Source organism: Kitasatospora sp. NPDC085879 (genome assembly GCF_040686255.1).
Classification (GTDB): Bacteria; Actinomycetota; Actinomycetes; order Streptomycetales; family Streptomycetaceae; genus Kitasatospora.
This window is the reverse complement of the sequence record NZ_JBFBJZ010000071.1, coordinates 12,261-37,437: the sequence shown is the minus strand read 5'-3', so window position 1 is coordinate 37,437 and position 25,177 is coordinate 12,261. Positions and strand designations below refer to the sequence as shown.

Below are 25,177 nucleotides of genomic sequence, written 5' to 3'. Positions count from 1 at the left end.
TTGAGTTCTCAAGGAACGGACACTTCCTTCGGACCGCCTTCCAGCGGACCCTCCGGGCGTTTCGCTCTTTCGTGTTTCCAGCTTATCAGATCCGCGCCCGGTCGTTTTACCGACCGTTTGTTTCTCGGATTCCCACTGGAGGGGATTTCCTTGACTTCGCAACGAAGCTTATCAAAAGCTTCGGAGTGCTCAGTCCCGGGATTTGTCCCTGCCGGGTGGCGGTCCGAACGGACGCTCTGCCCTGGCTGGACGGTGTCGTAGACACTACGCCTGGATGCGGCCGTTGTCCAGCCGCTCCCAACCGTTCAAACCTACTAGCCCGTCAAACCCACGTCAATGGCCTTGGGGATGATCAAGAGCGTACCAGGCTCCGAGCCGGTTCCCGCACGGGTCGGCGGCCGTGTCTTCAGGCCGCGACGGGCTGGAGGTCGGTGCGGTCGGCGGCCTCCACGTCGCCGAACTCGCCGGTGGCTGCGACCCGCCGGCCGTGCACCAGGGCGTACAGCAGGAAGAGCACCTCGACGGCGACGCCGATGGAGATCCGCGCCCAGGTGGGCAGCCCGGAGGGCGTCACGAAGGCTTCGATGGCGCCGGTGACCATGAGCACGGCGGCCAGGCCGACGGACATGCCGATCGCGGCCCGGCCCTCCTCGGCGAGGGCGGCGGCGCGGGTGCGGCGGCCGGGGTCCACGACGGTCCAGCCGAGGCGCAGGCCCACCCCGGCGGCCACGAAGACGGCGGTGAGTTCGAGCAGGCCGTGCGGGAGCAGCAGCCCGAGGAAGAGGTCGAGCCGGCCGGCGGAGGACATCAGGCCGAGGCCGATGCCGAGGTTCAGCACGTTCTCCAGGAGCACCCACAGCACGGGGATGCCGAGGAGGACGCCGAAGACCAGGCACTGCGCGGCCACCCAGGCGTTGTTGGTCCACACCTGGAAGGCGAAGGAGGTGGCGGGGTGCTCGGAGTAGTAGGCCTCGAACCCTCCGCCGGGGCGGGTCATCTCGCGGAGCTGCTCGGGGGCACCGAGGCTGGCGCGGACCTCCGGGTGGCTGGAGACCCACCAGGCGACGAGGGCGCTGAGCAGCAGCGAGAGGACGGCGATGGGGACCCACCAGCGGCGTGCCCGGTAGAGGGCGGCCGGGAAGCCGACGGCGAAGTAGCGGCCGCCGTCCCGCCAGGAGGAGGTGCGGGCCCCGGTCACCGCGCTGCGGCCGCGGGCGACCAGGGTGGTGAGGCGGCCCTCCAGGACCGGGTCGGGGGCGGCCGTCTGGACCTGGGCGAGATGGCCGGTGGCGCGCTGGTAGAGCGCGACGAGTTCGTCCGCCTCCGTGCCGCTCAGCCTGCGCTGCCGGCTCAGGGTCTCCAGGCGGCGCCACTCCTCCTGGTGCGAGGCGACGAAGACGTCCAGGTCCATGCGGCTCACTTCCACGGGGTGGCGAGGGCGGGGGCTGGCCTAGCTTGCCAGAGGCGGGCGGCCGTATGTTTGGCCGCCGGGGATCAGCGATGGAACGGATGGGGGGCGCGGTGAGCGACCTGGTGACGGGTGAGGCCGTCGTCCTGGGGCTGCGTGCGGCGAAGGTGCCCAGCAGGGCACTGGCGATCGCACTGGACCTGGCGGCCGAGACGGTCGCGTTGATGGTCACCGGCACGGTGGTGCTGACCGCGCTGCCGGCGCTGGACGAGGCGGCCGCCGCGGCGGTGATGCTCGGGCTGAGCGTGTTCTTCCTGCTCGGCGTGCCCGTGCTGGTCGAGACGCTGTCGCACGGGCGCTCGCTGGGGAAGCTGGCGCTGGGCCTGCGGGTGGTGCGGGCGGACGGTGGTCCGGTGCGGTTCCGGCACACGCTGGTGCGGGGGCTCGTGGCGGTGCTGGAGATCCAGATGACCGTGGGCGCGGTCGCGGTGATCGCGTCGCTGGTCTCCCCGCAGGGGCGGCGGCTGGGCGACGTCTTCGCGGGCACGCTGGTGGTGCGCGAGCGCCTGCCGCAGGCGGCGCGGGCCCATTCGGCGCTGCCGCCGGTGCCTCCGGGGCTGCTGCACGCGATCGGCGAGCACCTGGTGGCGCTGGACTTCTCCGCCGTCCCGGACGGCCTGTGGCTGGCGGTCCGGCAGTTCCTGGGACGGATCGACCAGCTCGACCCGGCGGTGGCCGCGGGGATGGCCGAGCGGCTCGCGGCGGACCTGGCCGGTCGGACCGGCCGCCCGGCGCCGTACGGGGTGCATCCGGCGGCCTACCTCGGGGCCGTGCTGACCGAGCGGCAGCGGCGCGAGTGGGAGCGGGCGGCGGCCGCGGCCCGTTCGCAGCAGGCGTTCGCAACAGGCGCGCCGGCGGCCGGCCCGGCACCTGTACCCGCTCCGCCGACGGCACCGGCACCGGCACCCGTGCCCGCTCCCCCGGCGGCTCCCGTACCCGCGCCGGGCCCCTCGGCTCCCGAGGCCCCGTCGACCGGCTTCGCGCCGCCGGCCTGAGCCGGGCAAGGCCGGGCGCAAGCCCCCCGGGCTCGCCTCAGCCGGTGTACCCGGCCGGCCAGGCGTTGGGCGGCGACTCCAGTTCCTCCAGTTCGATGCCGGGTGCGGCGAGCACCACGTCCCCGGCGATGTGGACGGTCTGCTGTTCGCCGGTGGCGAGGTCGGCGACCGTGTACCGCTCGACCAGCAGTGGGCCGCCGTCGGTCTCGTGGGTGTCGACGCCGGCCAGCTGCCAGCCCTGGTCGACGGTGCGCGGGGCGAGGACGGGCTCGGTGAGCGCGACCAGCCGCACCCGCATGCTCGCGCCTGCCTCCAGGCGCAGCAGCCGGGCGGTGGCGACCAGGAAGGCCGGCGAGGTGCCGGTGAAGCCGTGCGCCCGGTCGTGGCCCTCGACGGCGCTCTCCCCCGTCGGGTCGACGGCCGCCGCACGGACCCAGGCGACGCCGTCCACCGCACCGCCCCGCACCTGCCAACCGCCCGCCCGCAGTTCCAGGCGCATCGGGCGGGCCCGGGAGTCGAGGGTGAGGTCGGTGGTGGCGAGGACGCTGCCGTCGGGGGCGTAGGTCTTGGAGACGTACCGCCAGCCGGCCGGTCCCGGGGCGCAGCTGAAGCGTTCCTCGCCGATCAGGGCGGGGCCGTGGCCGGCGGGGCCGGTGTCGGTGTGCAGGGAGTAACGGCCGTTGGGCATGGCCCGAAGCCTACGTGCAACCTTTTCCGGTCCGGCTCGCATTAGGGAGGCGGGCGGTGCGGAGCGCACTGCCGGGATCGGGGAGGGAGGGGGCCTTCGATGGCGAGGACGGCGGGTTCCGCGCGGCACGCGCGCGACGCCGAGTTCACCGAGTACGTGGCCTCCCGGGCGGGCTGGCTGCGGAAGGTCGCGTATCTGCTCTGCTCGGACTGGCACCGGGCGGACGACCTGGTGCAGGAGAGCATCACCAAGCTCTACGCGAACTGGTCGCGGGTCGGGCGGGTGGAGAACCGGGACGGCTACGCGCGGACGGTGCTGGTGAACACGTACCTGGCGGAGCAGCGGTCGCCGTGGTGGCGGCGGATCCGGACGGTCGGGTCCGGGCTGGACACCGGTGCGGTGGTGCCGGACCTGGACGCGTCGCTGGATCTGCGGCAGGCGCTGGCATCGCTGCCGCCGCGGCAGCGGGCGGCGGTGGTGCTGCGCTACTACGGCGATCTGACGGTGGAGCAGACGGCCGAGGTGCTGGGCTGCTCGGCGGGCAATGTGAAGAGCCAGACGTCGCGGGGGCTGGCGGCGCTGCGCCGCCGGGTCGTCCCCGCTCGGGCGGGGAGGGCCGAGGCGTGAGCGGGAGCAGGTCGGAGCAGGAACTGGTGACGGGGCTCGCCGAGCTCGCGGAGGCCGCGGCGCCGCCGAGCGGTGTGGACGTGTACGCGGCGGTGCGGCAGGGCCGGAGCCGGGTGGCGCGGCGGCGGACGGCGGTGTGGGGTGCGGCCGCGGCCGTGCTGCTGGTGTGCAGCTCGGTGGCGGCGGGGGTCGGGGGGCGCTCGGCGGCGCCGGTCGGTCCGGCGGGGCCCGGTGGAGGGCCGGGGCCGACGCCCGCGGTGACGCCGCGGGCGGGTACTGCGCACGGTTCGGCCTCCGGTGGGCCCTTCGCGGACGGGTTCGCCCCGCTGTCGGCGGAGGCGGAGTTCGGCTGGCTGCCTGCGTCGGTGAAGGCCGTGCGGTACTCGGCGGGCGGGAACGGGCTGCTGGTGCAGGCCTCGGGCGACGCGGCGGGCGGCGGGATGCGGTTCGCGTTGAGCGTGTACCCGCTGGGGGAGACGCCGCAGATGGAGCTGCAGGCGGACGGGCGGACGCAGACCGTCCGGCAGGACACCGCACCGGTGGGCGGCCGGGAGGCGTACTGGATGGTGCCCGGGGAGGGTGCGGCGGTCGCGGGCGCGCCGACGGTGCTGCGCTGGCGGACGCCGGACGGCCGGTGGGCTGAGCTGCTCTCCTCGTCGGTGCCTCAGGAGCAGCGGGAGACGCTGCCGCGGCAGGTGGCCGAGAAGGTGACCTTCGGGCAGCGGGCGGTGCCGCTGCCGGTGCGGCTGACCGGGGTGCCGGCGGCGTACGCGGTGATCGGCGGGGATCTGCTGCGGCCGCTGTCCGGTCCGGGCGACTGGTCGCTGCGGCTGACCGTCTCCGTCTCGCCGACGCAGTCCTTCAGCACCACGGTGGTACCGGTCGGGGCGGACTGGCTGCCGCGGACGCGGGCGGTGCCGGGTGCGGCCGGGACGACCGATCCGGCGTCCTGCCGGGAGCGGAGCGGTCTGATGCTGTGCGTGCAGATCGGGGCCAACGGGGCGCTGGACGCGGTGGGCGGTGCGGCGGGCTGGCTGTCGCACGTCACGGTGGTCGGCGCGGATCCCGCCTCGTGGGAGCGGGGCACGGTCTGACCGGGCCGTGGGAACGGGCGTACGCCCGGTGCCGTCGGGCACCGGGCGTACGCGTCGTTCGGTTCTCCGCCGTCGGCCGGCGGGCCGGGATCAGTAGCGGTACTGCTCCGGCTTGTAGGGGCCCTCGACCGGGACGCCGATGTAGTCGGCCTGGTCCTGGGTGAGGGTGGTGAGCCTGACGCCGAGGGCGTCGAGGTGGAGGCGGGCGACCTTCTCGTCCAGGTGCTTCGGCAGGACGTACACGCCGACCGGGTACTGGGCGGTCTTGGTGAACAGCTCGATCTGCGCGATGGTCTGGTTCGCGAACGAGTTGGACATCACGAAGGACGGGTGGCCGGTCGCGTTGCCGAGGTTCAGCAGGCGGCCCTCGGAGAGCACGATGATGGTGCGGCCGTCGGCCTTGCGCCACTCGTGGACCTGCGGCTTGACCTCGGTCTTCACCACGCCGGGGAGCTTGGCGAGGCCGGCCATGTCGATCTCGTTGTCGAAGTGGCCGATGTTGCCGACGATGGCCTGGTGCTTCATCCGCGCCATGTGGGAGGCGAGGATGATGTCCTTGTTGCCGGTGGTGGTGATGAAGATGTCGGCGGACTCGACGACGTCGTCCAGGGTGGCGACCTGGTAGCCGTCCATCGCGGCCTGCAGCGCGCAGATCGGGTCGATCTCGGTGACGATGACGCGGGCGCCCTGGCCGCGCAGCGACTCGGCGCAGCCCTTGCCGACGTCGCCGTAGCCGCAGACGACGGCGACCTTGCCGCCGATCAGGACGTCGGTGGCGCGGTTGATGCCGTCGATGAGCGAGTGGCGGCAGCCGTACTTGTTGTCGAACTTCGACTTGGTGACCGAGTCGTTGACGTTGATGGCCGGGAACAGCAGCTTGCCGTCGCGGTGCATCTCGTACAGGCGGTGGACGCCGGTGGTGGTCTCCTCGGTCACGCCCTTGATGGTGGAGGCCATCTCGGTCCACTTGGCGGGGGACTCGGTGAGCGTGCGGTTGAGCAGCTCGAGGATGATCCGGTACTCGTCGTTGTCGGCGGTGGACGGGTCCGGCGCCTCGCCGGCCTTCTCGAACTCGACGCCCTTGTGGATCAGCAGGGTGGCGTCGCCGCCGTCGTCGAGGATCATGTTCGGGGTCTGGCCGTTCGGCCAGGTCAGCGCCTGCTCGGTGCACCACCAGTACTCCTCCAGGGTCTCGCCCTTCCAGGCGAAGACCGGGACGCCGGCGGGGGCCTCGACGGTGCCCTCGGGGCCGACCGCGATGGCGGCGGCGGCGTGGTCCTGGGTGGAGAAGATGTTGCAGGAGGCCCAGCGGACCTCGGCGCCGAGCGCGGTGAGCGTCTCGATCAGGACGGCCGTCTGCACGGTCATGTGCAGCGAACCGGTGATCCGGGCACCGGCCAGCGGCTGGGTGGCCGCGTACTCCTTGCGGATCGACATCAGGCCGGGCATCTCGTGCTCGGCGAGCTGGATCTCCTTGCGGCCGAACGGCGCCTGGGAGAGGTCGGCGACCTTGAAGTCACCGTTGAGAAGGGACGACATGCGGGATGCTCCTCGCTGCGTGGGCCTGTGAACGGGTGTGCTTGGCCGCAGAGCGGCCAGATGACGGCACTCTGCTGCGCGGCACAATCCGTCGGAGGACCTCTCTCCCTCGACCGGGGCGCGGCCCCGATCGACCGCCATCAGCAGCGACGTTTGGCTCTGGGGACGAATCTACACCGAGCCGGCCCCGGCTCGGCCGGGCCACGAGCAAGCGGGGCACGGTTTCGGCCGCCCCGCGGTGTTCCTGCGGGGCGGCCGGCCGTCGGTGGCGCGCCGTCAGTGCCGGTCGGGGCCGGGGCCGCCCGGGGTCGCCTCCGGGTCGGGGCCGGCGGCGGCCTTCTCGGCGCTGTAGATGTCGGGCTCCAGGTAGATGGCGCGGGCGATCGGCACCGCCCGGCGGACGCGGGCCTCGGCGGCGTCGATCGCGGCGGCGACCTGGGCGGCGGTGTCCTCGGCGTTGACCGCGATCTTCGCGGCGATCAGCAGCTCCTCCGGGCCGACGTGCAGGGTGCGCATGTGGATGACGTCGGTGACGGTGTCGTGGTCGACCAGGGCGTCGCGGATCTCGCCGACGACCTCCTTGTCGGCGGACTCGCCGATCAGCAGCGACTTGGTCTCGGAGGCGAGCACGAGAGCGATGACGATCAGCAGCAGACCGATGCACAGGCTGCCGGCGCCGTCCCAGACGCCGTTGCCGGTGATCACGCTCAGCGAGACGCCGAGCAGCGCGAGCACCAGGCCGATCAGGGCACCGGTGTCCTCCAGCAGCACGATCGGCAGCTCCGGGGCCTTGGCCCGGCGGATGTACTCGGGCCAGCCGAACGCGCCCTTGGCCTTGGCGGACTCCTGGTAGGCCGTCCAGAAGGACCAGCCCTCCATCACCACGGCGAACACCAGGACGCCGACCGCCCAGCCCCAGTCCGTCAGCTCGTGCGGGTGGATGATCTTCTCGACGCCCTCGTAGGCGGCGAACATGCCGCCGAGGCTGAACAGCACGATCGACACCAGGAAGCCGTAGACGTAGCGCTCGCGGCCGTACCCGAAGGGGTGCTGCTCGCTCGCCTCGCGGGTGGACCGCTTGCCGCCGACCAGCAGCAGCACCTGGTTGCCGGAGTCGGCGACCGAGTGGACGGCCTCGGCCAGCATCGACGAGGACCCGGTGAAGGCGAAGGCGGTGAACTTGCCGACCGCGATCGCCAGGTTCGCGGACAGCGCCGCGACCAGTGCCTTGGTGCCGCCTTCGGTGCTCATGCTGTGGTCCGGTCCCTCCGACTGGGCCGCTCTACGGCCGGTGGCTCAGCTGTCGAGCGCACACAGTATCCCGCCCGGAGCGGAAGGCTGATCTCCGGTCAGGGCGTGCGGGCGTCAGCGGGCCAGGCCGAGGTAGACGGCGGCGAAGTCGGTCGGGCCGGTGAGCTCGGCGAGCGCCTGCAGCGGGTCGTCCAGGGTGCTGGTGAACTCGGTGAGCCGGACGTCGTGGGCGTCGGCCAGCCGGCGGGCGCGGGACACCGCGAATCCGGGGTCGGCGTCCGCGGGGCGGCCGGGGGTGTGCCGCAGCAGCACCACCTGCAGCTGGAGCGGCTCGGGCTCGTCCACCCGGTCGCGGAAGAAGTCGTCGGGGTCGGCACCGCCGCCGAGGTGGCCGACGAACATACCGCGATGGGCGGTGAGGGTCCGCGGCAGCGGCCCGGGCAGCGCGGGCAGGCCGGCCCGGTCGGCGAGCATCCCGGCGAAGCGGGTCGCGGCGGCGTTCGGCACCGGCCCGTCTGCCCAGACCAGCGGCACGGTGCCGGACAGCTGGGCGGCCAGGCCCTTGGCCGGGTTGAGGTAGGCGGCGGCGTCGGGACGGCAGCGGACGGCGACCTCGTCGAGGCGGTCCGCCGCGGCCTGCAGGGAGCCGACCGGGAGCTGGGCGGCGCCGATCCGGTCCGCCAGCGCGATCAGCGGGGCGAGGTACGCCCAGAGCGCGCCCGGGTCCTCGGCCGGTAGGTCCGGCTCGTCGTCGGGCTGCTCACCCGGCTCGACCGCGCTCGCCACGAACGGCAGCAGCAGGGCTCTGACCTGCAGCGCCGCCTCGGCGAGCGGGCTGCCGGCGGGGGCGATCACGGCGATCGCGCAGCCCCGCGCGTACGCCTGCTCGGCGAGCCTGACCAGGCCCGACCCGACCCCGGCGTCGCTGCCGACGACCAGCAGGTCGAGCGGACCGGCCCACCCGGGCAGCTGCCAGACCAGGCCCGCGGCCAGCGAGTCCGGCGCGCCGGGGGTGGCCTCGGACGGGCCGAGCGGCACCACCTGGCAGGAGGGCACCGCGACGGCGGCGAGCACCTCGGCCGCGACCAGCCCGCTGCCGTGGCCGGCCACCAGGACGGTGCGGGGCCGGCCCTCGGGCCGCAGCGAGGCCAGCCCGGCCTCTTCGGCGAGCCGGACGGCTGTGCGGATCCGGGCGCCCGCCCCGGCGAGGGCCAGCAGGGCATGCTGACGGTCGGCGCGCTGCAGGGCGGCCGGGTCGTCGAGCAGGGTGTCGTCGAGCATGCGGCCGGCCTCCAGCGGGCTCACCGGGCGGGGGTCAGGAGGGGCGGCGGGCCTCGTCGACCAGCAGGACGGGGATCTCGTCGCGGACGGGGTAGATCAGGCCGCAGCCGTCACCGGTGCACCGCAGCTCCGGGCCGTCCTGGTCGGAGCTCTCGGCGAGCGGCGCGTGGCACTGCGGGCAGACCAGGATCTCCAGCAGGAAGGGCGGCAGGCTCATGGACGTCGGGCTCCAGATTCGTGCGGTGTGCGGTGCGGCCGTGCCCGGCCGGTAGCCACACTACCGGCCGCGACCGGGCCGCCGTCAGATCATCGGGGGCCACTCGCGGACGAGCCGGTCGGCCGGACCGGGAGGGAGCCTCAGCTGTCCGGGGAACGCAGCACGCGCAGGTGGCCGCGGCGGCCGATCCCGCCCGACTCGACGTCCCCGGCACCGCCCTGACGCGGCGTGCGCTCCTGCGGGCGGGCGGCCTCGCGGACGGCGTTGGCCAGCGCCTCCAGGTCGTCGCTGGTACGGCGGACGGGGCCGGCGTCGGCGGCGAGGCGGACGACCTCCCAGCCGCGCGGAGCGGTCAGCCGCTCGGCGTGCTCGGCGCACAGGTCGTAGCAGTGCGGTTCGGCATAGGTCGCGAGCGGGCCCAGCACGGCGGTCGAGTCCGCGTAGACGTACGTCAGCGTCGCCACGGCCGGCCGGCCGCACGCGGTCCGCGAACAACGACGTACAGAGCTCACGAGGGTGGACGGTACAGCACTCCCGAGCGGGCCGCGACGACCCACCCCCGCCCGGCGCTCCGTGTCGCCGCCGCACGGGCCGCGGGGTGGTCCACTTCCGCCCGGTCAGGGACTACGCTCGACACTGATATGGACAGCCCCACATCTCCGTCACCGGCCGGTGGGCAGCGCCGAGCGCGCCACCGGGACCGGCACGGCCGCGGCCTGCGCGGACCGCTCGCACCGCCGCAGGTGCCGATCTCGCTGACCCGTTCCGAGCTGTTCGACGACTACGTCCGCGAGTCGGTGGAGCGGCTGGAACGGCGGTGGCCGCAGCTGGTGGACGTGGAGTTCGCCGTCCAGGAGGTGCCGCTGCCCGCGCAGGGCGAGCCGGGCCCGGACGGTGTGCCGCTCGGCCGGGTGATCCCGGCGGGCCAGGGCCGCAAGAGCCGGATCGTGGTGTACCGCCGCCCGGTCGAGATCCGCGCGAAGTCGCGCGAGGACCGGGCGGCGCTCGTCCACGAGGTCCTCATCGAGCAGGTGGCCGAGCTGCTCGGGCTGTCGCCCGACGCCATCGACCCCCGCTACGACGAGGACTGACCCGGGCTCCGCTCAGCGCAGCACCAGGCCGGGGTCGTTCTCCGCGTACGGCACCGTGACGGTGCTGTGGTCGTCCCGGAAGCTCTGCACGGTGAACATCGGGATGTCCTTCTGCGCGATCGCGAGCATCCTGGCCGCGACCACCGGTCCGCCGGAGAGCGTCTCCGCGGTGATCCCGTAGACGCCGTTCACACCGGCCGGCTCCAGACCCTGCACGGCCACCGTGGTGCCGGCCGGGACCTCGACCTCCTTGGTCGCCGGGGTGCCGCCGCCGCTGCCCGCGGACGCGGTGAGCCGGACCTTCGCTGCCGAGGAGCTGGTGGCGGTGAGCAGGACGGTGGTCGCGCCGCCGCCGCGGTTGTCGGCCAGGACTGCGCGCTTGCCGACCGGGCCGGCCGCACTGATCCAGGCCGCGTCGGACTTGCCGTTGTTCACCCGGTCGACCCGGACGGTGGCGATCACCGGGGTCGGGTGCGCCGGGTCGCTGGGGCTGAGCCGGATCGCGCCGACCTCGTTCTTGTTGACGTTGCCCAGGTCCAGCGCGGCGACCATGCCCGCCTTGACGTGCAGGGACTCCTTGCTGGCCGGGGTGAACCAGCCGTTCTTCCCGGAGATCTGGATCTTCAGGTCGGCGTCGTCGTCGGCCGGGGCGGCGACGATCAGCCGGGCCGAGGCCGCGTCGGCCGGGAGGCCGGGCATCACCTGCACCGCGGCGGGCGCGGCGGAGGGGGCCACCCAGTCGGCGCCCTTGCCCTCGTCGGCAACGTTCAGCGCGGCGCCGACCCGGCCGTCGCGCACCACCACGTGCACGGCGAGGTCCGCGTTCTCCGCCTTGAGCAGCGTGTTCAGCCGCACCGCCTGGGAGGTGCCGGGAGCCAGGGTGATGCCGTTGGCGGCGTCGAGGTCGATCGCACCCTTCTCGCCGACCAGCCGGATGTCGACGGTCGCGGGCGCCGAGTCCGCGTTGGTCAGGCTGACGTAGTCGGTGCGACCCGGCGAGGTGCTGGCGCCGGCGAACCAGAAGTCGGTGCCGGAGGGGGCGCAGTCCAGCCCGTACAGGCCGGCCCTGGCCTGGTCGGTGTAGACGGTGGTCTGGGAGACGCTGAAGCCGGGGGCGAAGCCGCCGGTGGCGGTGGCGACCGTGCCGGGCGCGGTGTCGCCGGGGGCGGCCCGGCCGGTGACCGGCACTCCGGGCTTGGCCAGCGTGAGCCGGGCGTTCGCGGCCGGGGCCGCCGCGCCGCCGGCGGGCTTGCCGGACGGGTTCGCCGAGGGGCTCGCCGAACCGCTGCCGGACGGCGCCGCCGACGGGCTCGCCGGGGCCGCGGCGGTGGGCGGCACGACGTCGGAGAGCGACGCGCCGCCGGCCTCCGTCGTGCCGCCCGCCGGGCTGAACAGCGTGAGGTCGGTGGAGGCGAGCAGTCCCTGGATCGGGGCCGGACAGGCCAGCGTGGTGCGCTCGACCTGCGCGGTGGTGGCGCCACCCGGCCGGCCGGCCGTGGACGGGTCGGCCGGCGGACGGAGCTCGGCGATCCCGAAGACCACGCCGAGCACGGCCACCGCGGCCAGCAGCGACCGGCCGGTGCGGCTGCCGCCGGGCAGGCCCTCCAGGCTCGGCTTCTTGATCGCGGGCATGCTCGGCTTCTTCAGGGCGGGGGCCTTGATGCTGGGCTTCTTCATCGCGGGTCAGTTCCCCGTTCCGTGCTGGTGCGGGTGACCGCCGTTGGTGTGTGCGTCCGGGTGGACGCCGTCGGGGTCGTAGTACGGCTCGCCGGTCTGCTGCCCCGGTACCCAGGGCTGCTGCTCCTGCTGCGGGTAGCCCTGGTACTGCTGCCCGTCGTAGCCGTAGGGCGCGTACGGGTCGGCGTACTGGCCGCCCTCGTAGCCGGGCTGCGGCTGCTGGTAGGCGTCGTAGCCGCCCTGCTGGTAGCCCTGCTCGTAGCCCTGCTGCTGCTCGTAGGGCTGCTGGTCGTACCCCTGCTGCTCGTACCCCTGCTGGTCGTAGCCCTGCGGCTCGTACTCGGGGTGGCCGTCCGGGGCGGGGCCGTCCTGCGGGGCGGCCTGCTGGTCCCAGCCGTAGGCGTCCTGGTAGCCGTTCTGGTACGGGTCGGCCTGGTAGGGGTCGGCGTAGGGCTCGGCGGCGTCCGGGCCGCCGTCGGCGTCGCCCTGCTGCGGGATGCCCGCGTAGACGCCGTTGTCGGCCTCGGTGCCGTCGGTCTCGCCGCGCTCGGCCATCCGGCGGGCCCGGCGGCTGCCCGGGGCGGGCGGCTCGGCGGCCGCGGCGAGCGCCTGGGCGGCCACCACGTCCTCCGGCAGGTCGTCGTCCTTGGTGCTGCGCCGGCCGGGCAGGGCGAGGACGAGCACGACCGTGCCGAGCAGCAGCTGGGCGGCGATCCAGCCGGTGTGCGGGAGGCTGCCGGTGCGGGTGACCTCCAGCCGGCCGCCCTGCGCGGGCAGCTTGAAGGCCTGGGCCCAGTCGCCGTCGAGGGTGGCGGGCTCCAGCTCGCGGCCGTCCAGGGTGGCCTGCCACTTGGGGTCGGCCTGCTCGGCGAGCCGCAGCACGCGGCCGGCCGGGCCGTCCGGGAGGTCGGTCACGATGTCGTGGGCGCCGGCCGGCAGCGCCGTGGTGCCGCCGCCCTTGGGCGCGACGACGACCGCGCGGGTGGCGGCGGCGCCGGTGACCTGCCAGATGGCGACGCCGTTGTCCTGGCTGAGCCGGGACAGGCCGGGGGTGGTGTCGAGGACGTCGCGGACCTTGGCGATCAGCGGGTCCTTCGCCTCGACGTAGCCGATGCCGAAGGCGGCGAGCGCCTTGGCCTGGTCACCGCCGGAGCCGGCCAGCAGCCGGCCGGTGAGCCCGGTCAGGCCCTCGGTCGCGGCGGCGTCGACGGTGCCCTCGGCCTGGCCGAGCGTCAGCCCGGCGTCGCGGACCAGGGCGTAGCCGACCGCACTGCCGTCGGCCTTGCCGGTCAGCACCAGGGTGCGGGAACGGTCGGTGGTGCCGGCCTGCTCGGCGATGAAGGCGGGCAGCTGGGACTCCCGGCTGCGCTGCAGCGGGCCGTCGGCACCGGCCACCGCCCACCAGACGGCGGTGGCGACCGGGGCGAGCAGGGCACTGGCGAGGACCAGCGCGGCGACCGGCTGCCGCCAGCCGAAGGCGATGCCGGAGACGCGGGCGTTGGCGCCGTCGGCACCGATCGCGGCGGCGGCCAGCAGGGCGACACCGGTCAGCAGGGTGGCCGGGCCGGCCCACGCGGCGGTGCCGGGACCGCCGGAGGCCGGGATGACGGTGGTGCCGGCGACCGCGACGGAGAAGACCAGGCCGGCGCCGGCCGCGGCCCAGGCGGAGAGCACCGCGCGGCGCCGGTCGGCGCGCAGCAGCGCGGCGAGGGCGGCGAGCACGACACCGGCGGAGAGCCAGACCGGCGGGGTGCCGGCGCCGCCCGGGTTGGCGAGCACCAGGCCGACCGCGGTGGCGGCGTGCCCGCTGAAGACGGGGACGCCGGCCTCCAGCAGCAGCCGCGAGGGGTGCGTCAGGACCTGCAGCGACCAGGGGGCGAGCACCAGGACGGGCACGCCGAGGATGACCAGCACCCGCAGGCCGAGCACGCGCAGCGCGGTGCCGCCGGAGCCGAACGCGCCGCCGCGCAGCACCGCGTGCAGGAGCGCTGCCAGGCTCAGCGGCACCGCGATCGCCCAGGCCAGCGGGACGAACGCGGTGGAGAGGGTGAGCATGAGGACGGTCATCCAGACCGGTCGCCAGCCCGGCCGGGCGCCCTTGGCGGCGCTCTCGGCGCGGATGCCGAGGCCGACCGCGATCGCCGCGGCGCGGGCCAGCGGCGGCAGCAGGACGGCGAGGACGGCGGTGCCGATCCGGCCCTGGGCGATCGCGCCGGTGGCGGCGGGCAGCAGCGCGTAGGTGGCGCTGGCCCAGGCCCGGACGGCCTTGGACTCGATCAGCGGTCGGGAGACCAGGTAGGCGCTGACCGCCGCGAGCGGCACGGACAGCACGACGATCAGGGTGAGCGCCAGGTTGGCGCTGCCGAAGAGCAGCCCGGAGAGGACGGTGAGCACGGCGAGGTACGGCGGGGAGGCCGCGGTGGAGCCGGTGCCCACGGGGTGCCAGGAGTCGGCGTACATGTTCCACAGCCCGGCGATGCCGTCGGAGGCCGGGAGCAGGGCGCCGCCGGAGAGGTCGCCGGTGCCGAGCAGGCTGCGGCAGGCCGCGAGGGCGAACAGCAGCAGCGCGGTGAAGAGCACCGGCGCCGGGCGCCGGACGAGCTTCTTCAGCAGGACGAACTGCTCGACGACCAGGTCGTCGGCGTCGTCGTCACCGGGACCGGTCTCGACCGAGCCGTGCCGGCCGGCGCCGTACTCGTCGGTGCCGCCGATGCCGAGCGAGGAGATCGCGGTCTCGGCGGCGAGCCGGGCGGTGGCGCCGGGCGCGGGGAAGAGGCTGCGGTCGTCGAGCGCGTCGGCGGACCGGGTGCGCTTGCGGCGCTTGCGGGCGAGCAGCAGCCGGGGCAGCCGGATCAGCTCGTGGCCCAGGCCGGCGAGTTCGTCGAACGCCTGGCGGGGGTCCTTGCCGACGAGGTTGGCGAACACCCGCAGCAGGGTGCCGAGGACCAGCCGCAGCAGGACGTAGGGGAAGAGCGCGCCGCGGGAGTTGGCGAGCAGGGTGTAGACGGCGCCGGCCTTGTCGACCCGGTGCGGGTGGTCGGAGCCGCAGTCGATGGCCCGGCGCTCGCGGCTGGCGGCCTCGGCGTGCCGCAGCACGGCGTCGGGGGCGACGACGACGCGGTGCCCGGCGGCGTTGACCCGCCAGCAGAAGTCGATGTCGTCGCGCATCAGCGGGAGCGCCTTGTCGAAGCCGCCGAGCTCCTCGAAGACGTCGCGGCGCACGAGCATGCCGGCGGTGGAGACGGCGAGCACGGGACGGACCTGGTCGTGCTGGCCCTGGTCCTGCTCGCGGCGGTCCAGGCCGGTCCAGCGGCGGCCGGAGCGGGCGATGGTGACGCCGACCTCCAGCAGCTGCCGGCGGTCGTACCAGCTGCGGAGCTTGGGGCCGACCACGGCGGCGGACGGGGTGGAGTCGGCGACCTGGAGGAGGCGGCGCAGCGCGTCGGTCTGCGGCTCGCAGTCGTCGTGCAGCAGCCAGAGCCACTCGACGGGCCGGGCCTCGCGCGGGCCGGAGCGGCCGAGGCCGTCGTCCTGCCGGCCCAGCGGGTCGTCGAAGTCGTCCCAGCCGCCGGTGACGGGGTCGTAGCCGGAGGGGTCGAGGCTGTACGGGAGGTCCTCGGGGCGCAGCGGCGGGCTGTTGAACACGGCCTGGGCGACGGCCTTGCCGAAGCCGGAGCGGCGGCCGAGCACGAGCGGGCCGCTCTCGGGCAGCCAGTCGCCGAGGGTGTCCTGGAGCAGCTGCGGGGAGGCGTCGGTGGAACCGGTGTCGACGGCGAGGATGCGCTGGACCGGCCGGTCCTGGCCGAGCAGGCCGGCCAGGGCCTGCGGCAGCCAGCGCGCGCCGTCGTGCGAGACGATCACGGCGGTGACGAGGTGCCGCGCGTAGGCGGGTGGCCGGGCAGCGGAGAAGCCGCTCTGGTGGCTGTAGACAGTCATCGAGTTCGCGGGCCCCAGGTTCTTCGGCGGACGCAGCCGGTGGACGACGGCGGGTGGTGCGCGCGCCGTCCGGTGGGGCTGCGGTCCACGGGGTGGCCGGTGCCAGCGGGCGGGCGGCGGTGCGCGGGCGCCGGATGACGAGCATCCGGATGGCGCACCACACTAACGGCTCCGCCTCGCGGCGGCGCCGCCGGTACGGGGGAAGGGCAGGCGCGGGGACGCGAAAGCGCCCCACCGATCGGTGGGGCGCCCGGCACAGCTGGGGGTTCGGTTCGTCAGACCGCGCTCTTCTTGAGACGACGGCGCTCACGCTCGGAGAGGCCGCCCCAGATGCCGAAGCGCTCGTCGTTGGCGAGGGCGTACTCCAGACACTCGGAGCGGACCTCACAGGCGAGGCAGACCTTCTTCGCCTCGCGGGTCGATCCGCCCTTCTCGGGGAAGAAGGACTCCGGGTCGGTCTGGGCGCAGAGTGCGCGCTCCTGCCAGCCGAGTTCCTCTTCTTCGTCCTCTGCGATGCCGTCACCGATCAAAAGCTCAAAGAGCTCGCTCATCTGGCGCGCCTCCTCTGCCCCTCTTGGCGTCCCCGTGGTGTTGCCGTTGCCTGAGCGGCGGAACGACACGAGTGAAATTACAGTTGCGCCGCTCTGGCCCAGTCAAGCCGAGCTCTGGTATTGGGCCGAGGATTCACTCCCCGGAACCAAGCCGCTACCAATAGTGTACATATCCGGACAAGCCGGACATTCGACCCGGAGCAGGCGCAACCACCCAAAGGCTCCCGGCATCTGACACCTGGTCAGCACCGGCCGGCCCCGCGGGAAGCGTCCGGACGATCGGGCTCCGACCTGCTCCCGATCAAGAAGACGCCCGTGGAGGCGGCCCGGTTGCCCGGGTACCGGGCTGCCTTCCCGGCGATCTTCGCATCGAAACCTAGAGGGTGATTTATCACTCCATCCGGTGGTTGGTGCATGATCCGTCCTGAATGTCCCGGAGATCGGGTTGACACCGGACCCGCCGGTGCGGTCTCCTGTCCCTCATGTATCGGTTCGCCCCTCGCCCCGCCGGCCGCCAGGCCGCCCAGCGGGCTGCCGCGAACCACCACTTCTGTTGTCGCCTCTGTTCCTGCTGTATCTAGGCGCACGCGTCCCACCGCGCGCCGCACACAGCCCGGACACCGAGGCCGCCCGCGCGACACGTCCCCCGAATCACCGCGGATCGGCTGCCGTCCAGCCCGAACCCGACCGATCCCGGCCGATCCGAGGACTCCCGTGCGAATGCCCCGCCTCCGCCCGCGCAACCGCGACCGCAAGAAGAACGACCGCCTCACCGCCCGCACCGCCGTGCGCATCGCCGCCCCGCGGCACCCCTGGGCCGACGGCCTGAGCGACGTCTCCATCGCCGGCGACCCGCTGGCCTTCCCGCACCTCGCCCGCACCGACCTGCCCCGGCACCCCGTCACCGTCGCCGACCAGGCCCGGCTGGTCCGCGAGATCGCCGCCGACCGCGCCCGCTGGGAGCCGCTCGTCCGCTACGACGCCCTCACCCGCTGGTACGCCCGGCTGGAGACCGGCCCCGGCTACGAGGTCTGGCTGCTCAGCTGGCTGCCCGGCCAGAGCAGCGGATTCCACGACCACGGCCGGTCCTCCGGCGTGATGGCCGTCGTCCGGGGCGAGCTCACCGAGCGCTCGCTGACCGCCGACGGCGAGGGCACCCGGGTGCTGCGCCCCGGGACACAGCGGGTCTTCTCCGACGGCTACCTGCACGAGATGGTCAACGCCGCGCTGGAGCCCGCCGTCTCCGTCCACCTCTACACGCCCGGCCTGGTGGAGATGAACCAGTACGGCGCCGCCGTGGCGGAGTACCAGCCCGAACCGCGGTAGCCGCCGCGCCGACTGGCAGGATGGCCCCATGCGCATCGTGGCACTGGCTGGCGGAATCGGTGGGGCGCGCTTCCTGCGCGGGCTGAAGGAGGCCGTCGCCCCCGGCGACGAGATCACCGTCATCGGCAACACCGGTGACGACATCCACCTCTTCGGACTGAAGGTCTGCCCCGACCTCGACACCGTGATGTACACCCTCGGCGGCGGCATCCACGAGGAACAGGGCTGGGGCCGGGCCGACGAGACCTGGTCCGTCAAGGAGGAGATGAAGGCGTACGGGGTCGGACCCGAATGGTTCGGGCTCGGCGACCGGGACTTCGCCACCCACATCGTCCGGACCCAGATGATCTCCGCGGGCTACCCGCTCAGCGCCGTCACCGAGGCGCTCTGCGACCGCTGGCAGCCCGGGGTGCGGCTGATCCCGATGAGCGACGACCGGGTCGAGACGCACGTGCGGATCACCGACGAGCAGGGCACCCGGGCGGTGCACTTCCAGGAGTACTGGGTGCGGCTGCACGCCGAGGTCGCCGCCGAGGCGATCGTGCCGGTCGGCGCGGACACCGCCAAGCCCGCGCCCGGCGTGCTGGAGGCCATCGCCGAGGCCGACGTGATCCTCCTCCCGCCGTCCAACCCGGTGGTGTCCATCGGCACGATCCTCGCCGTGCCCGGCATCCGGCGGGCGGTCGCCGACGCGGCCGCCCCGGTGGTCGGCCTCTCCCCGATCGTCGGCGGCGCCCCCGTCCGCGGCATGGCCGACAAGGTGCTCGCCGCGGTCGGCGTCGAGGCCGGGGCCGGCGCCGTCGCCGAGCACTACGGCGCCGACCTGCTGGACGGCTGGCTGGTGGACACCGCCGACGAGGCCGCCGTCGCCGACGTCGAGGCGGCCGGCATCCGCTGCCTGGCGGTGCCGCTGCTGATGACCGACGTGCCCGCCACCGCCGAGATGGCCCGGGCCGCCCTGCGGCTCGCCGAGGAGGTGCGGGCGTGAGCCTGGAGATCCTCCCGGTCACCGGCCTGCCGGAGATCGCACCCGGCGCCGACCTCGGCGAACTCCTCGCCAAGCACGGCACCTTCGAGGACGGCGACATCCTGCTCGTCACCTCGAAGATCGTCAGCAAGGCCGAGGGCCGGGTGCTGCGGGCCGTCGACCGGGAGGCCGCGATCGACGCCGAGACCGTCCGGGTGGTCGCCCGCCGCGGCCCCGCCCGGATCGTCGAGAACCGCAACGGCCTGGTGATGGCCGCCGCCGGGGTGGACGCCTCCAACACCGCGCCCGGCACCGTCCTGCTGCTGCCCGAGGACCCGGACGCCTCCGCCCGCGTCCTCCGCGAGCGCCTCCAGGAGCTCACCGGCCGCCGGCTCGCCGTGATCGTCACCGACACCTTCGGCCGCCCGTGGCGCACCGGCCTCACCGACGTCGCCGTCGGCGCCGCCGGACTGCCCGTGCTGGACGACCACCGGGGCCGCACCGACAGCCACGGCAACGAGCTGCAGCTCACCGTCACCGCCACCGCCGACGAACTCGCCGCCGCCGGCGACCTGGTGAAGGGCAAGGCCACCGGCACCCCGGTCGCCGTCGTCCGCGGCTTCGGCCACCTGGTCACCGACGGGCACGGCGAGGGGGCCAGGCCGCTGATCCGGCCGGCCGCCGACGACATGTTCCGCCTCGGCACCTCGGAGGCGCTGCGGCAGGCCGTCACCCTGCGGCGCACCGTCCGCGCCTTCACCGCCGAACCGGTCGACCCGGCCGCCGTCCGGCGCGCGGTCGCCGCCGCGGTCACCGCCCCCGCCCCGCACCACACCACCCCCTGGCGGTTCGTGCTGCTGGAGAACCCCGCTACCAGGGAGGCGCTGCTCGACGCCATGCTGGCGGCCTGGCGGCGCGACCTGCGGGAACTGGACGGCTGGGACGACGAGCGGATCGCCCGGCGCACGGCCCGCGGGGACGTGCTCCGCAACGCCCCCTACCTGGTGGTGCCCTGCCTGGTCATGGACGGCTCGCACAGCTACCCCGACGAGCGGCGGGCCGCCGCCGAACGGGAGATGTTCACGGTCGCGATCGGCGCCGCCGTGCAGAACCTGCTCGTCGCGCTCACCGGCGAGGGGTACGGCACCGCCTGGGTGTCGTCGACGATGTTCTGCCGGGACACCGTCCGCGGGGTGCTCGACCTCCCCGACGGCTGGGACCCGATGGGCGCAGTGGCCGTCGGCCGCCCGGCCGAGGCCCCGAAGGACCGTCCGGAACGCTCCGCGGAACCCTTCCTGACCGTCCGGTAGCCCCTGCCGCATCGGGGCATGCGAAACCAGGGGCAGCACCTCACGCGCCCCTGGGGTACTGCCCTCTGCAGGCACGGCTACCGGTGGCGGTGGTCGTTGGGGGCGAGGCGGGGCCCGTAGCGGGGGGCGCGGGCGCCGGTCAGGCCGATCAGGCGGCAGACCCGGTGGCGCTGCGGGCGGTACGGCTCCAGCAGCTCCAGCATCTGGGCGTCGTCGCTGCGGGGGCGCCCGGCCAGCGCCCAGCCGACCAGGTTGGGCAGGTGGAAGTCGCCGACCGAGACCGCGTCCGGGTCGCCGTTGGCGCGCTGCAGGGTCTCCGCCGCCGTCCACACGCCGATGCCGGGAACGGCGGTCAGCCGGGCGAAGGCCTGCTCGTGGACCAGGCCCGACGCCTCCTCCAGCCGGGGCGCCAGCCGGGCCGCCCGGACGACGGTGGCGGACCGCTTCGGGTCGACGCCCGCACGGTGCCACTCCCAGCTGGGGATCAGCGCCCACTCCCGGGCCGAGGGCGGCACCCGCAGGCCGTCCTGCGGGCCGGGCGCCGGGGTGCCGAAGTCGTGCAGCAGGGTGCGCCAGGCGCGGTAGGCCTCCAGGGTGGTGACCTTCTGCTCCAGGACGGCCGGGACGAGCGAATCCATCACCAGGCCCGTCCGGGTGAGCCGTACGCCCGGGTGGCTGCGCTGCGCCTCACGGAGCGGGCCGGGCGGCAGCACCAGCGCGCCGGGGTCGTCCTCGGCGCCGAGCAGCCGGGGCAGCCCGTCCAGCAGCCAGTCGGCGCCGGGGCCCCAGGCCTGGCCCTCGATCTCGCCGGAGCGCGGGGTGATCCGCAGGGTGCCGGGGCCGGCCGGGGTGCGCGAGGCCCGCCAGACCGAACCGTCGGGGGTGGTGCGGAAGGCCGGGTCGGCGGGGCCGCGGCGGAGCGGGAACAGGGTGCGGCCGAGGTCGAGCGGGTGGTCGGGGCGCCACCGCCGTACCGTGCCCGGCATCGCGCCTCACTCCTTCACGTCCTGCCCGCCCTGCCCGTCGACCGCGCGGGCGCCTCGAAGAATACGCCGGGCGGACGGGCGGACGGCGATCGGCCGGACCTGCCGCGGGTGCGGCGGGTCCGGCCGGTGGTCGTACGGCGGGGGCGGGCGGATGGATGACGGCGGGCGGGTGGATGGTGGCGGGCGGCGTGGGGCGGGGCGGGGCTCACCGCCCCTGGAGGGTGGCCGCCGAGGCCCGGATGTCGCCGAGCCGGGCGTAGAGCTCCTCGCCGGGGCACTCGGTGTTGAAGGCGTCCCGGTGGCCGGAGATCGCGTTGAACTTCACCGAGGTGCCCTTCTTGTACTTGCTGCCGTCGGAGGCCGAGACGAGCGTGGCGGTGCCCTGCGCGTCCTTGCCGGTGAGGCCGAGCTTCCAGGCGGCGATCTGGGCGATGCCGTCGATCTGGGCCTCCGGCGCCTCGTCGGTGACGTAGGTGCCGAGGGCGGCGACCCCGGAGGAGTTGGTGTTGAAGCCGAGGGTGTGCGCGCCGAGGACGGGCTCCGCGACGCCGCCGGCGCGGCCCTCGTAGATGGTGCCGCAGCGGTCGACGAGGAAGTTGTAGCCGATGTCCCGCCAGCCGAGGCTCTCCACGTGGTACTGGTAGATCGCCCGGATGACCTTGGGCGAGTCGTCGCAGCTGTAGTCGTTGGCGGTGGCGGTGTGGTGGACGAAGACGGCCCGGACGTCGCCGGTGTAGACGAAGCCGCTCTCCCGGATCGACTCGTCGGCGCCCCAGCCGGCCCGGGTGACGATGCCGGGGCGGGGGGCCGCGCCGGCGTCGCGCGGGGCCGGCTCGGCGGGCCGCGGTTCGGGGGCGCCTGCCGGATCGGCGCCGGGGTCGACGAGTTCGGCGCGTAACCCGGCCGGGAAGGGTCGGCTGCCGGCGGTGACCCGGACGGCGACGCCGTTGCTCGGGCCGACCCAGAGCGGGGCGGTGGCCCCGCGCCCGGTGACCTCGTCCGGGCGGTCGTCCTGCTCCGGTTCCAGGTCGTGCCAGGGACCCCACGCGCCGGTCAGCGCGCTGCGGGTGCGGACCTGCACACCGCCGTCGAGGACCTCCGAGGGGTCGTCCCAGCTGACGCCCACCAGGGCGAAGGTGCCGGTGGTCCGCGGGCCGAGGTCACGGAGGGTGTCGGGGCCGCGCAGCCCGGAGCCCTCCAGGGGGATGGTCGTGACGCTGCCGGGCGAGGGGCGCGCGTGCGCGGGCACGGCGGCGAGGGTCGTCAGCAGCAGGGTGGTCGTGGTGGCGGCCGCCGCGAGGGCGGCCCGTCGTTCAAGGCGCATAAATCGGATATTGACGGCAAAAAACCTCGCCCGCCACGTCGATCGTCCGAGGTCGACACCCCTGCCGGACGTCTGCCGGTAGGCCGTAGGCTGGACCGCACCATGACTGCGCCTTTCGCTGCCGACGCCCGCATCCCCGCCGAGCTGCTGCATGCCTATCTGCGTCCCGGTGCCCCCGATGCCGACCCCTCCCGCCCCCTGATCACCTTCTACGACGACTCGACCGGTGAACGGGTCGAGCTCTCCGCGAAGACCTTCGACAACTGGGTCGCCAAGACCGCCAACCTGCTGCAGGACGAGCTGAACGCCGGCCCCGAGGACCGCGCCGCGCTGCTGCTGCCGGCGCACTGGCAGACCGCGGTGTGGCTGCTGGCCTGCTGGTCCGTCGGGGTGACCGCCGCGCCCGGCGGCGACCCCGGCTCCGCCGATCTGGTGATCAGCGGACCGGACGGCCTGGAGGCCGCCGAGGCCTGTTCCGGCGAACGGGTGGCGCTGGCGCTCCGTCCGCTCGGCGGCCGGTTCCCGCAGCGCCCGGACGGCTTCCTCGACTACGCCGCCGAGGTGCCCGGCCAGGGCGACCGGTTCGCCCCGTACTCCCCGGTCGTCCCCGAGTCCCAGGCGCTGGAGACCGAAATCGACGGGCTGCCGTTGAAGCTGACCGGCGAGCAGACCGTGCAGCTCGCCCGTGAGGGCGCGGCCCGGCTCGGCATCGGTGCCGGCGACCGGGTGATGTCCACCCTGTCGTACGGGGACTGGGCCGGGCTGGAGGCCGGGCTGCTGGCGCCGCTCGCGGCCGGCGCCTCGGTGGTGCTGTGCCGGAACTCCGAGGGGTTGACGGCGGATCAGTGGGAGAAGCGCGTCGAGTCCGAACGGGTGACGCTCCGCCTCGGCTGACCCGAACGGCCGAACCCGGCCGCCCCGTTCCGTCCGGCGGGTCCGACCCGCCGCCGAACGCCCGCGCACCGGCGGACCCCTTCGGGGCCGTCCGAACGCGCGGGCGTTCCGCTGTTTCTGACGGTTCACCGGACCGGGTCACATCCGTCCGATGCGGGCGGACGGTCGCGCGGGCTCGTCTAGGGTGTCCGAGGTGAACAGCGGACACCGGCGTCCGGGCCTCGCTCCTGGCGTCTTCCCCCGCGTGGCCGACCCGAGCGGCCCGCGGCCCGACGACTCCCCGCAGGCCCAGGCTCCCGGACGCCCCCGGAGAGCCGCGGCCGCCGCCCCGGCCGCGGGTGGGCGGGCGAAGCGCCGACGGGGCCAGCGGGGCCGCCGGGTCCGCCGGTCCGCCGAGCGCAGTCGGCGCCTCGCGCGCTGGACGGGGATCGCCGCCGCGCTGGCGCTGGTGGCCGGCTGCGGCGGCGTGTACTTCGCGTTCCAGCACTTCAGCGCGAACATCGCCTCGGTGGACGTCCACGTCGGCACGGACGCCGACCGGCCGCAGGTCATCGAGGGCGCGGTCAACATCCTGTTGATCGGCACCGACAGCCGGGTCGGCCTCGGCCGGACGTACGGCGACGAGGGCGGCACCGGGCACGCCGACACCACGCTGCTGCTGCACGTCGCCCGCGACCGCAGCAACGCCACCGTGCTGAGCATCCCGCGCGACCTGATGGTGCAGATCCCGGAGTGCCGTACCGGGGACCGGCGGATCCCCGGCGAGCGGCGGGCGATGTTCAACGCCAGCCTCGGCGAGGACGGCCGCGACCCCGGCTGCACCTGGACGACGGTGGAGAAGCTGACCGGCGTCCGGATCGACCACTTCATGATGGTGAACTTCGAGGCGGTCAAGACGCTCTCCACCGCGGTCGGCGGCGTCGAGGTCTGCGCGGCGAAGAGCATCGACGACCCGGACTCCCACCTTCGGATGACCAAGGGCCGCCATGTGGTGCAGGGCGAGGAGGCACTGGCCTTCGTCCGCACGCGGCACGCCGTCGGTCTGGGCGGCGACCTCACCCGCATCCCGCTCCAGCAGCAGTTCCTCAGCTCGATGATCCGCAAGGTCAAGAGCGGTGACACCCTGACCAGCCCGACCAAGCTGTGGCACCTCGCGGACGCCGCCACCAAGGCGCTCACCGTCGACTCCGGCATCGACGACGTCCGGCGGCTCAAGGACCTCGCGCTGGAGGTCGGCAAGGTCGACACCGGGCACATCACCTTCACCACCGTGCCGGTGCAGGACGACGCCCGGAACAAGGACCGGCTCGCCCTGCGCCAGCCCGACGCCTCCCAGCTGTTCGCGATGGTCGCGGCCGACCGGCCGCTGGACGCCGCCGCGCCCGGATCCGCGGCGCCCTCCCCCGGCGGGTCCGCGGCGGGCGCCGGCAGCGGTCCGCGCTCCTCGGCCACGCCCGCCAGCCGGGCCTCCGGCCACCCGGGCCTCGGCCCGCTGCTCGACCCGTCCGACGTCGAGGTGACCGTCCGCAACGGCAGCGGGGTCGGCCGGCAGGCCGGGCGGGCCACCGCCGAGCTCCAGGCCAAGGGCTTCACCAGGGCCACCGTCGGCGGCAACACCCGGGCCACGGCGGACAGTTCGATCGGCTACCCGGCCGGCCGGGCGGACCAGGCCGCCGCCCTCGCCGCGGCCCTCGGGCTGCCCGCCGACGCCGTCCGGCAGAGCGCGCAACTGAGTTCCGCGGACGGCCTGGTGGTGGTGCTCGGCCGGGACTACGTCGCGCCGGCCGGCACGGCGGGCGCCGCCGCCGGCGGGCCGTCGGCCTCCGCCTCCACCGCCCCGCCGGACGCGCCGGCGAAGAACCTGCAGCGCGTCCGGGCCGACGACACCGATGTGTGCGCGAAGTAGCCGAGCGGTCGACCGAGCGTCATTCTCCGTCCCGTCACGGTCGGTTCTG

The 25,177-nt window shown here is 74.7% G+C and carries 21 protein-coding genes; 9 read left to right on the top strand and 12 right to left on the bottom strand.

What is annotated here, in order from left to right; genetic code table 11:
• Positions 1-406: 406 nt before the first annotated feature.
• Complete coding sequence (locus AB0P35_RS34970) at positions 407-1,411, bottom strand: stage II sporulation protein M (protein WP_363518993.1); 1,005 nt, start codon at positions 1,409-1,411, stop codon at positions 407-409.
• An 89-nt stretch (positions 1,412-1,500) separates the two neighbouring features.
• Between AB0P35_RS34970 and AB0P35_RS34965 the strand changes: the two genes are divergently transcribed.
• The gene (locus tag AB0P35_RS34965) at positions 1,501-2,463 is read left to right on the top strand and encodes an RDD family protein (protein ID WP_306454412.1); all 963 of its coding nucleotides are present in this window, start codon (positions 1,501-1,503) and stop codon (positions 2,461-2,463) included.
• Positions 2,464-2,500: 37 nt separating this feature from the next.
• Here the strand turns inward: AB0P35_RS34965 and AB0P35_RS34960 are convergent, their stop codons facing one another.
• A complete protein-coding gene (locus tag AB0P35_RS34960; protein WP_363518990.1) occupies positions 2,501-3,151 on the bottom strand; it encodes a hypothetical protein in 651 nt (216 codons plus the stop codon).
• A 99-nt stretch (positions 3,152-3,250) separates the two neighbouring features.
• Here AB0P35_RS34960 and AB0P35_RS34955 point away from each other — a divergent pair, with 99 nt between their 5' ends.
• The gene (locus AB0P35_RS34955) at positions 3,251-3,778 is read left to right on the top strand and encodes a SigE family RNA polymerase sigma factor (protein ID WP_363518987.1); all 528 of its coding nucleotides are present in this window, start codon (positions 3,251-3,253) and stop codon (positions 3,776-3,778) included.
• Positions 3,775-4,872 carry a hypothetical protein gene (locus AB0P35_RS34950; RefSeq protein WP_363518985.1) on the top strand — a complete coding sequence of 366 codons (1,098 nt, stop codon included), beginning with the start codon at positions 3,775-3,777 and terminating at the stop codon, positions 4,870-4,872. Before AB0P35_RS34955 ends, AB0P35_RS34950 begins: the two co-directional genes overlap by 4 nt.
• Positions 4,873-4,962: 90 nt before the next feature.
• Here AB0P35_RS34950 and ahcY read toward each other — a convergent pair whose 3' ends face one another.
• The 5 genes from ahcY to AB0P35_RS34925 all read right to left on the bottom strand — a co-directional run bounded on the left by ahcY (position 4,963) and on the right by AB0P35_RS34925 (position 9,717).
• A complete protein-coding gene (gene ahcY, locus AB0P35_RS34945; protein WP_095874621.1) occupies positions 4,963-6,411 on the bottom strand; it encodes an adenosylhomocysteinase in 1,449 nt (482 codons plus the stop codon).
• A 276-nt stretch (positions 6,412-6,687) separates the two neighbouring features.
• On the bottom strand, positions 6,688-7,662 hold the full coding sequence (locus AB0P35_RS34940; RefSeq protein ID WP_363518981.1) for a cation diffusion facilitator family transporter: 975 nt from the start codon (positions 7,660-7,662) through the stop codon (positions 6,688-6,690).
• A 114-nt stretch (positions 7,663-7,776) separates the two neighbouring features.
• Positions 7,777-8,967, bottom strand: a complete 1,191-nt coding sequence (locus AB0P35_RS34935; protein ID WP_306454411.1) for an SIS domain-containing protein — start codon at positions 8,965-8,967, stop codon at positions 7,777-7,779.
• Between the two features lie 10 nt (positions 8,968-8,977).
• Positions 8,978-9,160 carry a Trm112 family protein gene (locus tag AB0P35_RS34930; RefSeq protein WP_363518978.1) on the bottom strand — a complete coding sequence of 61 codons (183 nt, stop codon included), beginning with the start codon at positions 9,158-9,160 and terminating at the stop codon, positions 8,978-8,980.
• 140 nt (positions 9,161-9,300) lie between these two features.
• A complete protein-coding gene (locus AB0P35_RS34925) occupies positions 9,301-9,717 on the bottom strand; it encodes a DUF3499 domain-containing protein (protein WP_095874618.1) in 417 nt (138 codons plus the stop codon).
• A gap of 84 nt (positions 9,718-9,801) precedes the next feature.
• Between AB0P35_RS34925 and AB0P35_RS34920 the strand changes: the two genes are divergently transcribed.
• Positions 9,802-10,251: a metallopeptidase family protein gene (locus AB0P35_RS34920; protein ID WP_095874617.1), complete on the top strand. Its 450-nt coding sequence runs from the start codon at positions 9,802-9,804 to the stop codon at positions 10,249-10,251.
• A 12-nt stretch (positions 10,252-10,263) separates the two neighbouring features.
• Here AB0P35_RS34920 and AB0P35_RS34915 read toward each other — a convergent pair whose 3' ends face one another.
• From AB0P35_RS34915 to AB0P35_RS34905, 3 genes are all read right to left on the bottom strand, one after another.
• Positions 10,264-11,928, bottom strand: coding sequence for a DUF5719 family protein (locus AB0P35_RS34915; RefSeq protein ID WP_363518974.1), 1,665 nt, complete (start codon positions 11,926-11,928; stop codon positions 10,264-10,266).
• 6 nt (positions 11,929-11,934) lie between these two features.
• Positions 11,935-15,864 carry a glycosyltransferase gene (locus AB0P35_RS34910; RefSeq protein WP_363518971.1) on the bottom strand — a complete coding sequence of 1,310 codons (3,930 nt, stop codon included), beginning with the start codon at positions 15,862-15,864 and terminating at the stop codon, positions 11,935-11,937.
• A 275-nt stretch (positions 15,865-16,139) separates the two neighbouring features.
• The gene (locus tag AB0P35_RS34905; protein WP_030276170.1) at positions 16,140-16,415 is read right to left on the bottom strand and encodes a WhiB family transcriptional regulator; all 276 of its coding nucleotides are present in this window, start codon (positions 16,413-16,415) and stop codon (positions 16,140-16,142) included.
• A gap of 720 nt (positions 16,416-17,135) precedes the next feature.
• On the opposite strand from AB0P35_RS34905, the gene AB0P35_RS34900 reads away from it, so the two are divergent.
• The 3 genes from AB0P35_RS34900 to AB0P35_RS34890 are packed head-to-tail and all read left to right on the top strand — an operon-like array spanning position 17,136 to position 20,018.
• Positions 17,136-17,741 (top strand): cysteine dioxygenase family protein, encoded by a 606-nt coding sequence (locus tag AB0P35_RS34900; RefSeq protein WP_363518967.1) that lies wholly within the window; start codon positions 17,136-17,138, stop codon positions 17,739-17,741.
• 28 nt (positions 17,742-17,769) lie between these two features.
• Positions 17,770-18,729, top strand: coding sequence for a 2-phospho-L-lactate transferase (gene cofD, locus AB0P35_RS34895; protein WP_363518964.1), 960 nt, complete (start codon positions 17,770-17,772; stop codon positions 18,727-18,729).
• Positions 18,726-20,018 carry a coenzyme F420-0:L-glutamate ligase gene (locus AB0P35_RS34890; protein WP_363518961.1) on the top strand — a complete coding sequence of 431 codons (1,293 nt, stop codon included), beginning with the start codon at positions 18,726-18,728 and terminating at the stop codon, positions 20,016-20,018. Before cofD ends, AB0P35_RS34890 begins: the two co-directional genes overlap by 4 nt.
• A 77-nt stretch (positions 20,019-20,095) precedes the next feature.
• Here AB0P35_RS34890 and AB0P35_RS34885 read toward each other — a convergent pair whose 3' ends face one another.
• Positions 20,096-21,004: a DNA-3-methyladenine glycosylase 2 family protein gene (locus tag AB0P35_RS34885; protein WP_363518958.1), complete on the bottom strand. Its 909-nt coding sequence runs from the start codon at positions 21,002-21,004 to the stop codon at positions 20,096-20,098.
• Between the two features lie 205 nt (positions 21,005-21,209).
• Entirely contained in the window at positions 21,210-22,328 is a 1,119-nt protein-coding gene (locus tag AB0P35_RS34880) for a peptidoglycan recognition protein (RefSeq protein ID WP_095874610.1), read from the bottom strand.
• A gap of 102 nt (positions 22,329-22,430) precedes the next feature.
• Here AB0P35_RS34880 and AB0P35_RS34875 point away from each other — a divergent pair, with 102 nt between their 5' ends.
• Both AB0P35_RS34875 and AB0P35_RS34870 read left to right on the top strand, forming a co-directional pair.
• Complete coding sequence (locus AB0P35_RS34875) at positions 22,431-23,222, top strand: TIGR03089 family protein (RefSeq protein ID WP_363518954.1); 792 nt, start codon at positions 22,431-22,433, stop codon at positions 23,220-23,222.
• Between the two features lie 193 nt (positions 23,223-23,415).
• Positions 23,416-25,128: an LCP family protein gene (locus AB0P35_RS34870; protein WP_363518951.1), complete on the top strand. Its 1,713-nt coding sequence runs from the start codon at positions 23,416-23,418 to the stop codon at positions 25,126-25,128.
• The last annotated feature ends 49 nt before the right edge of the window (positions 25,129-25,177 follow it).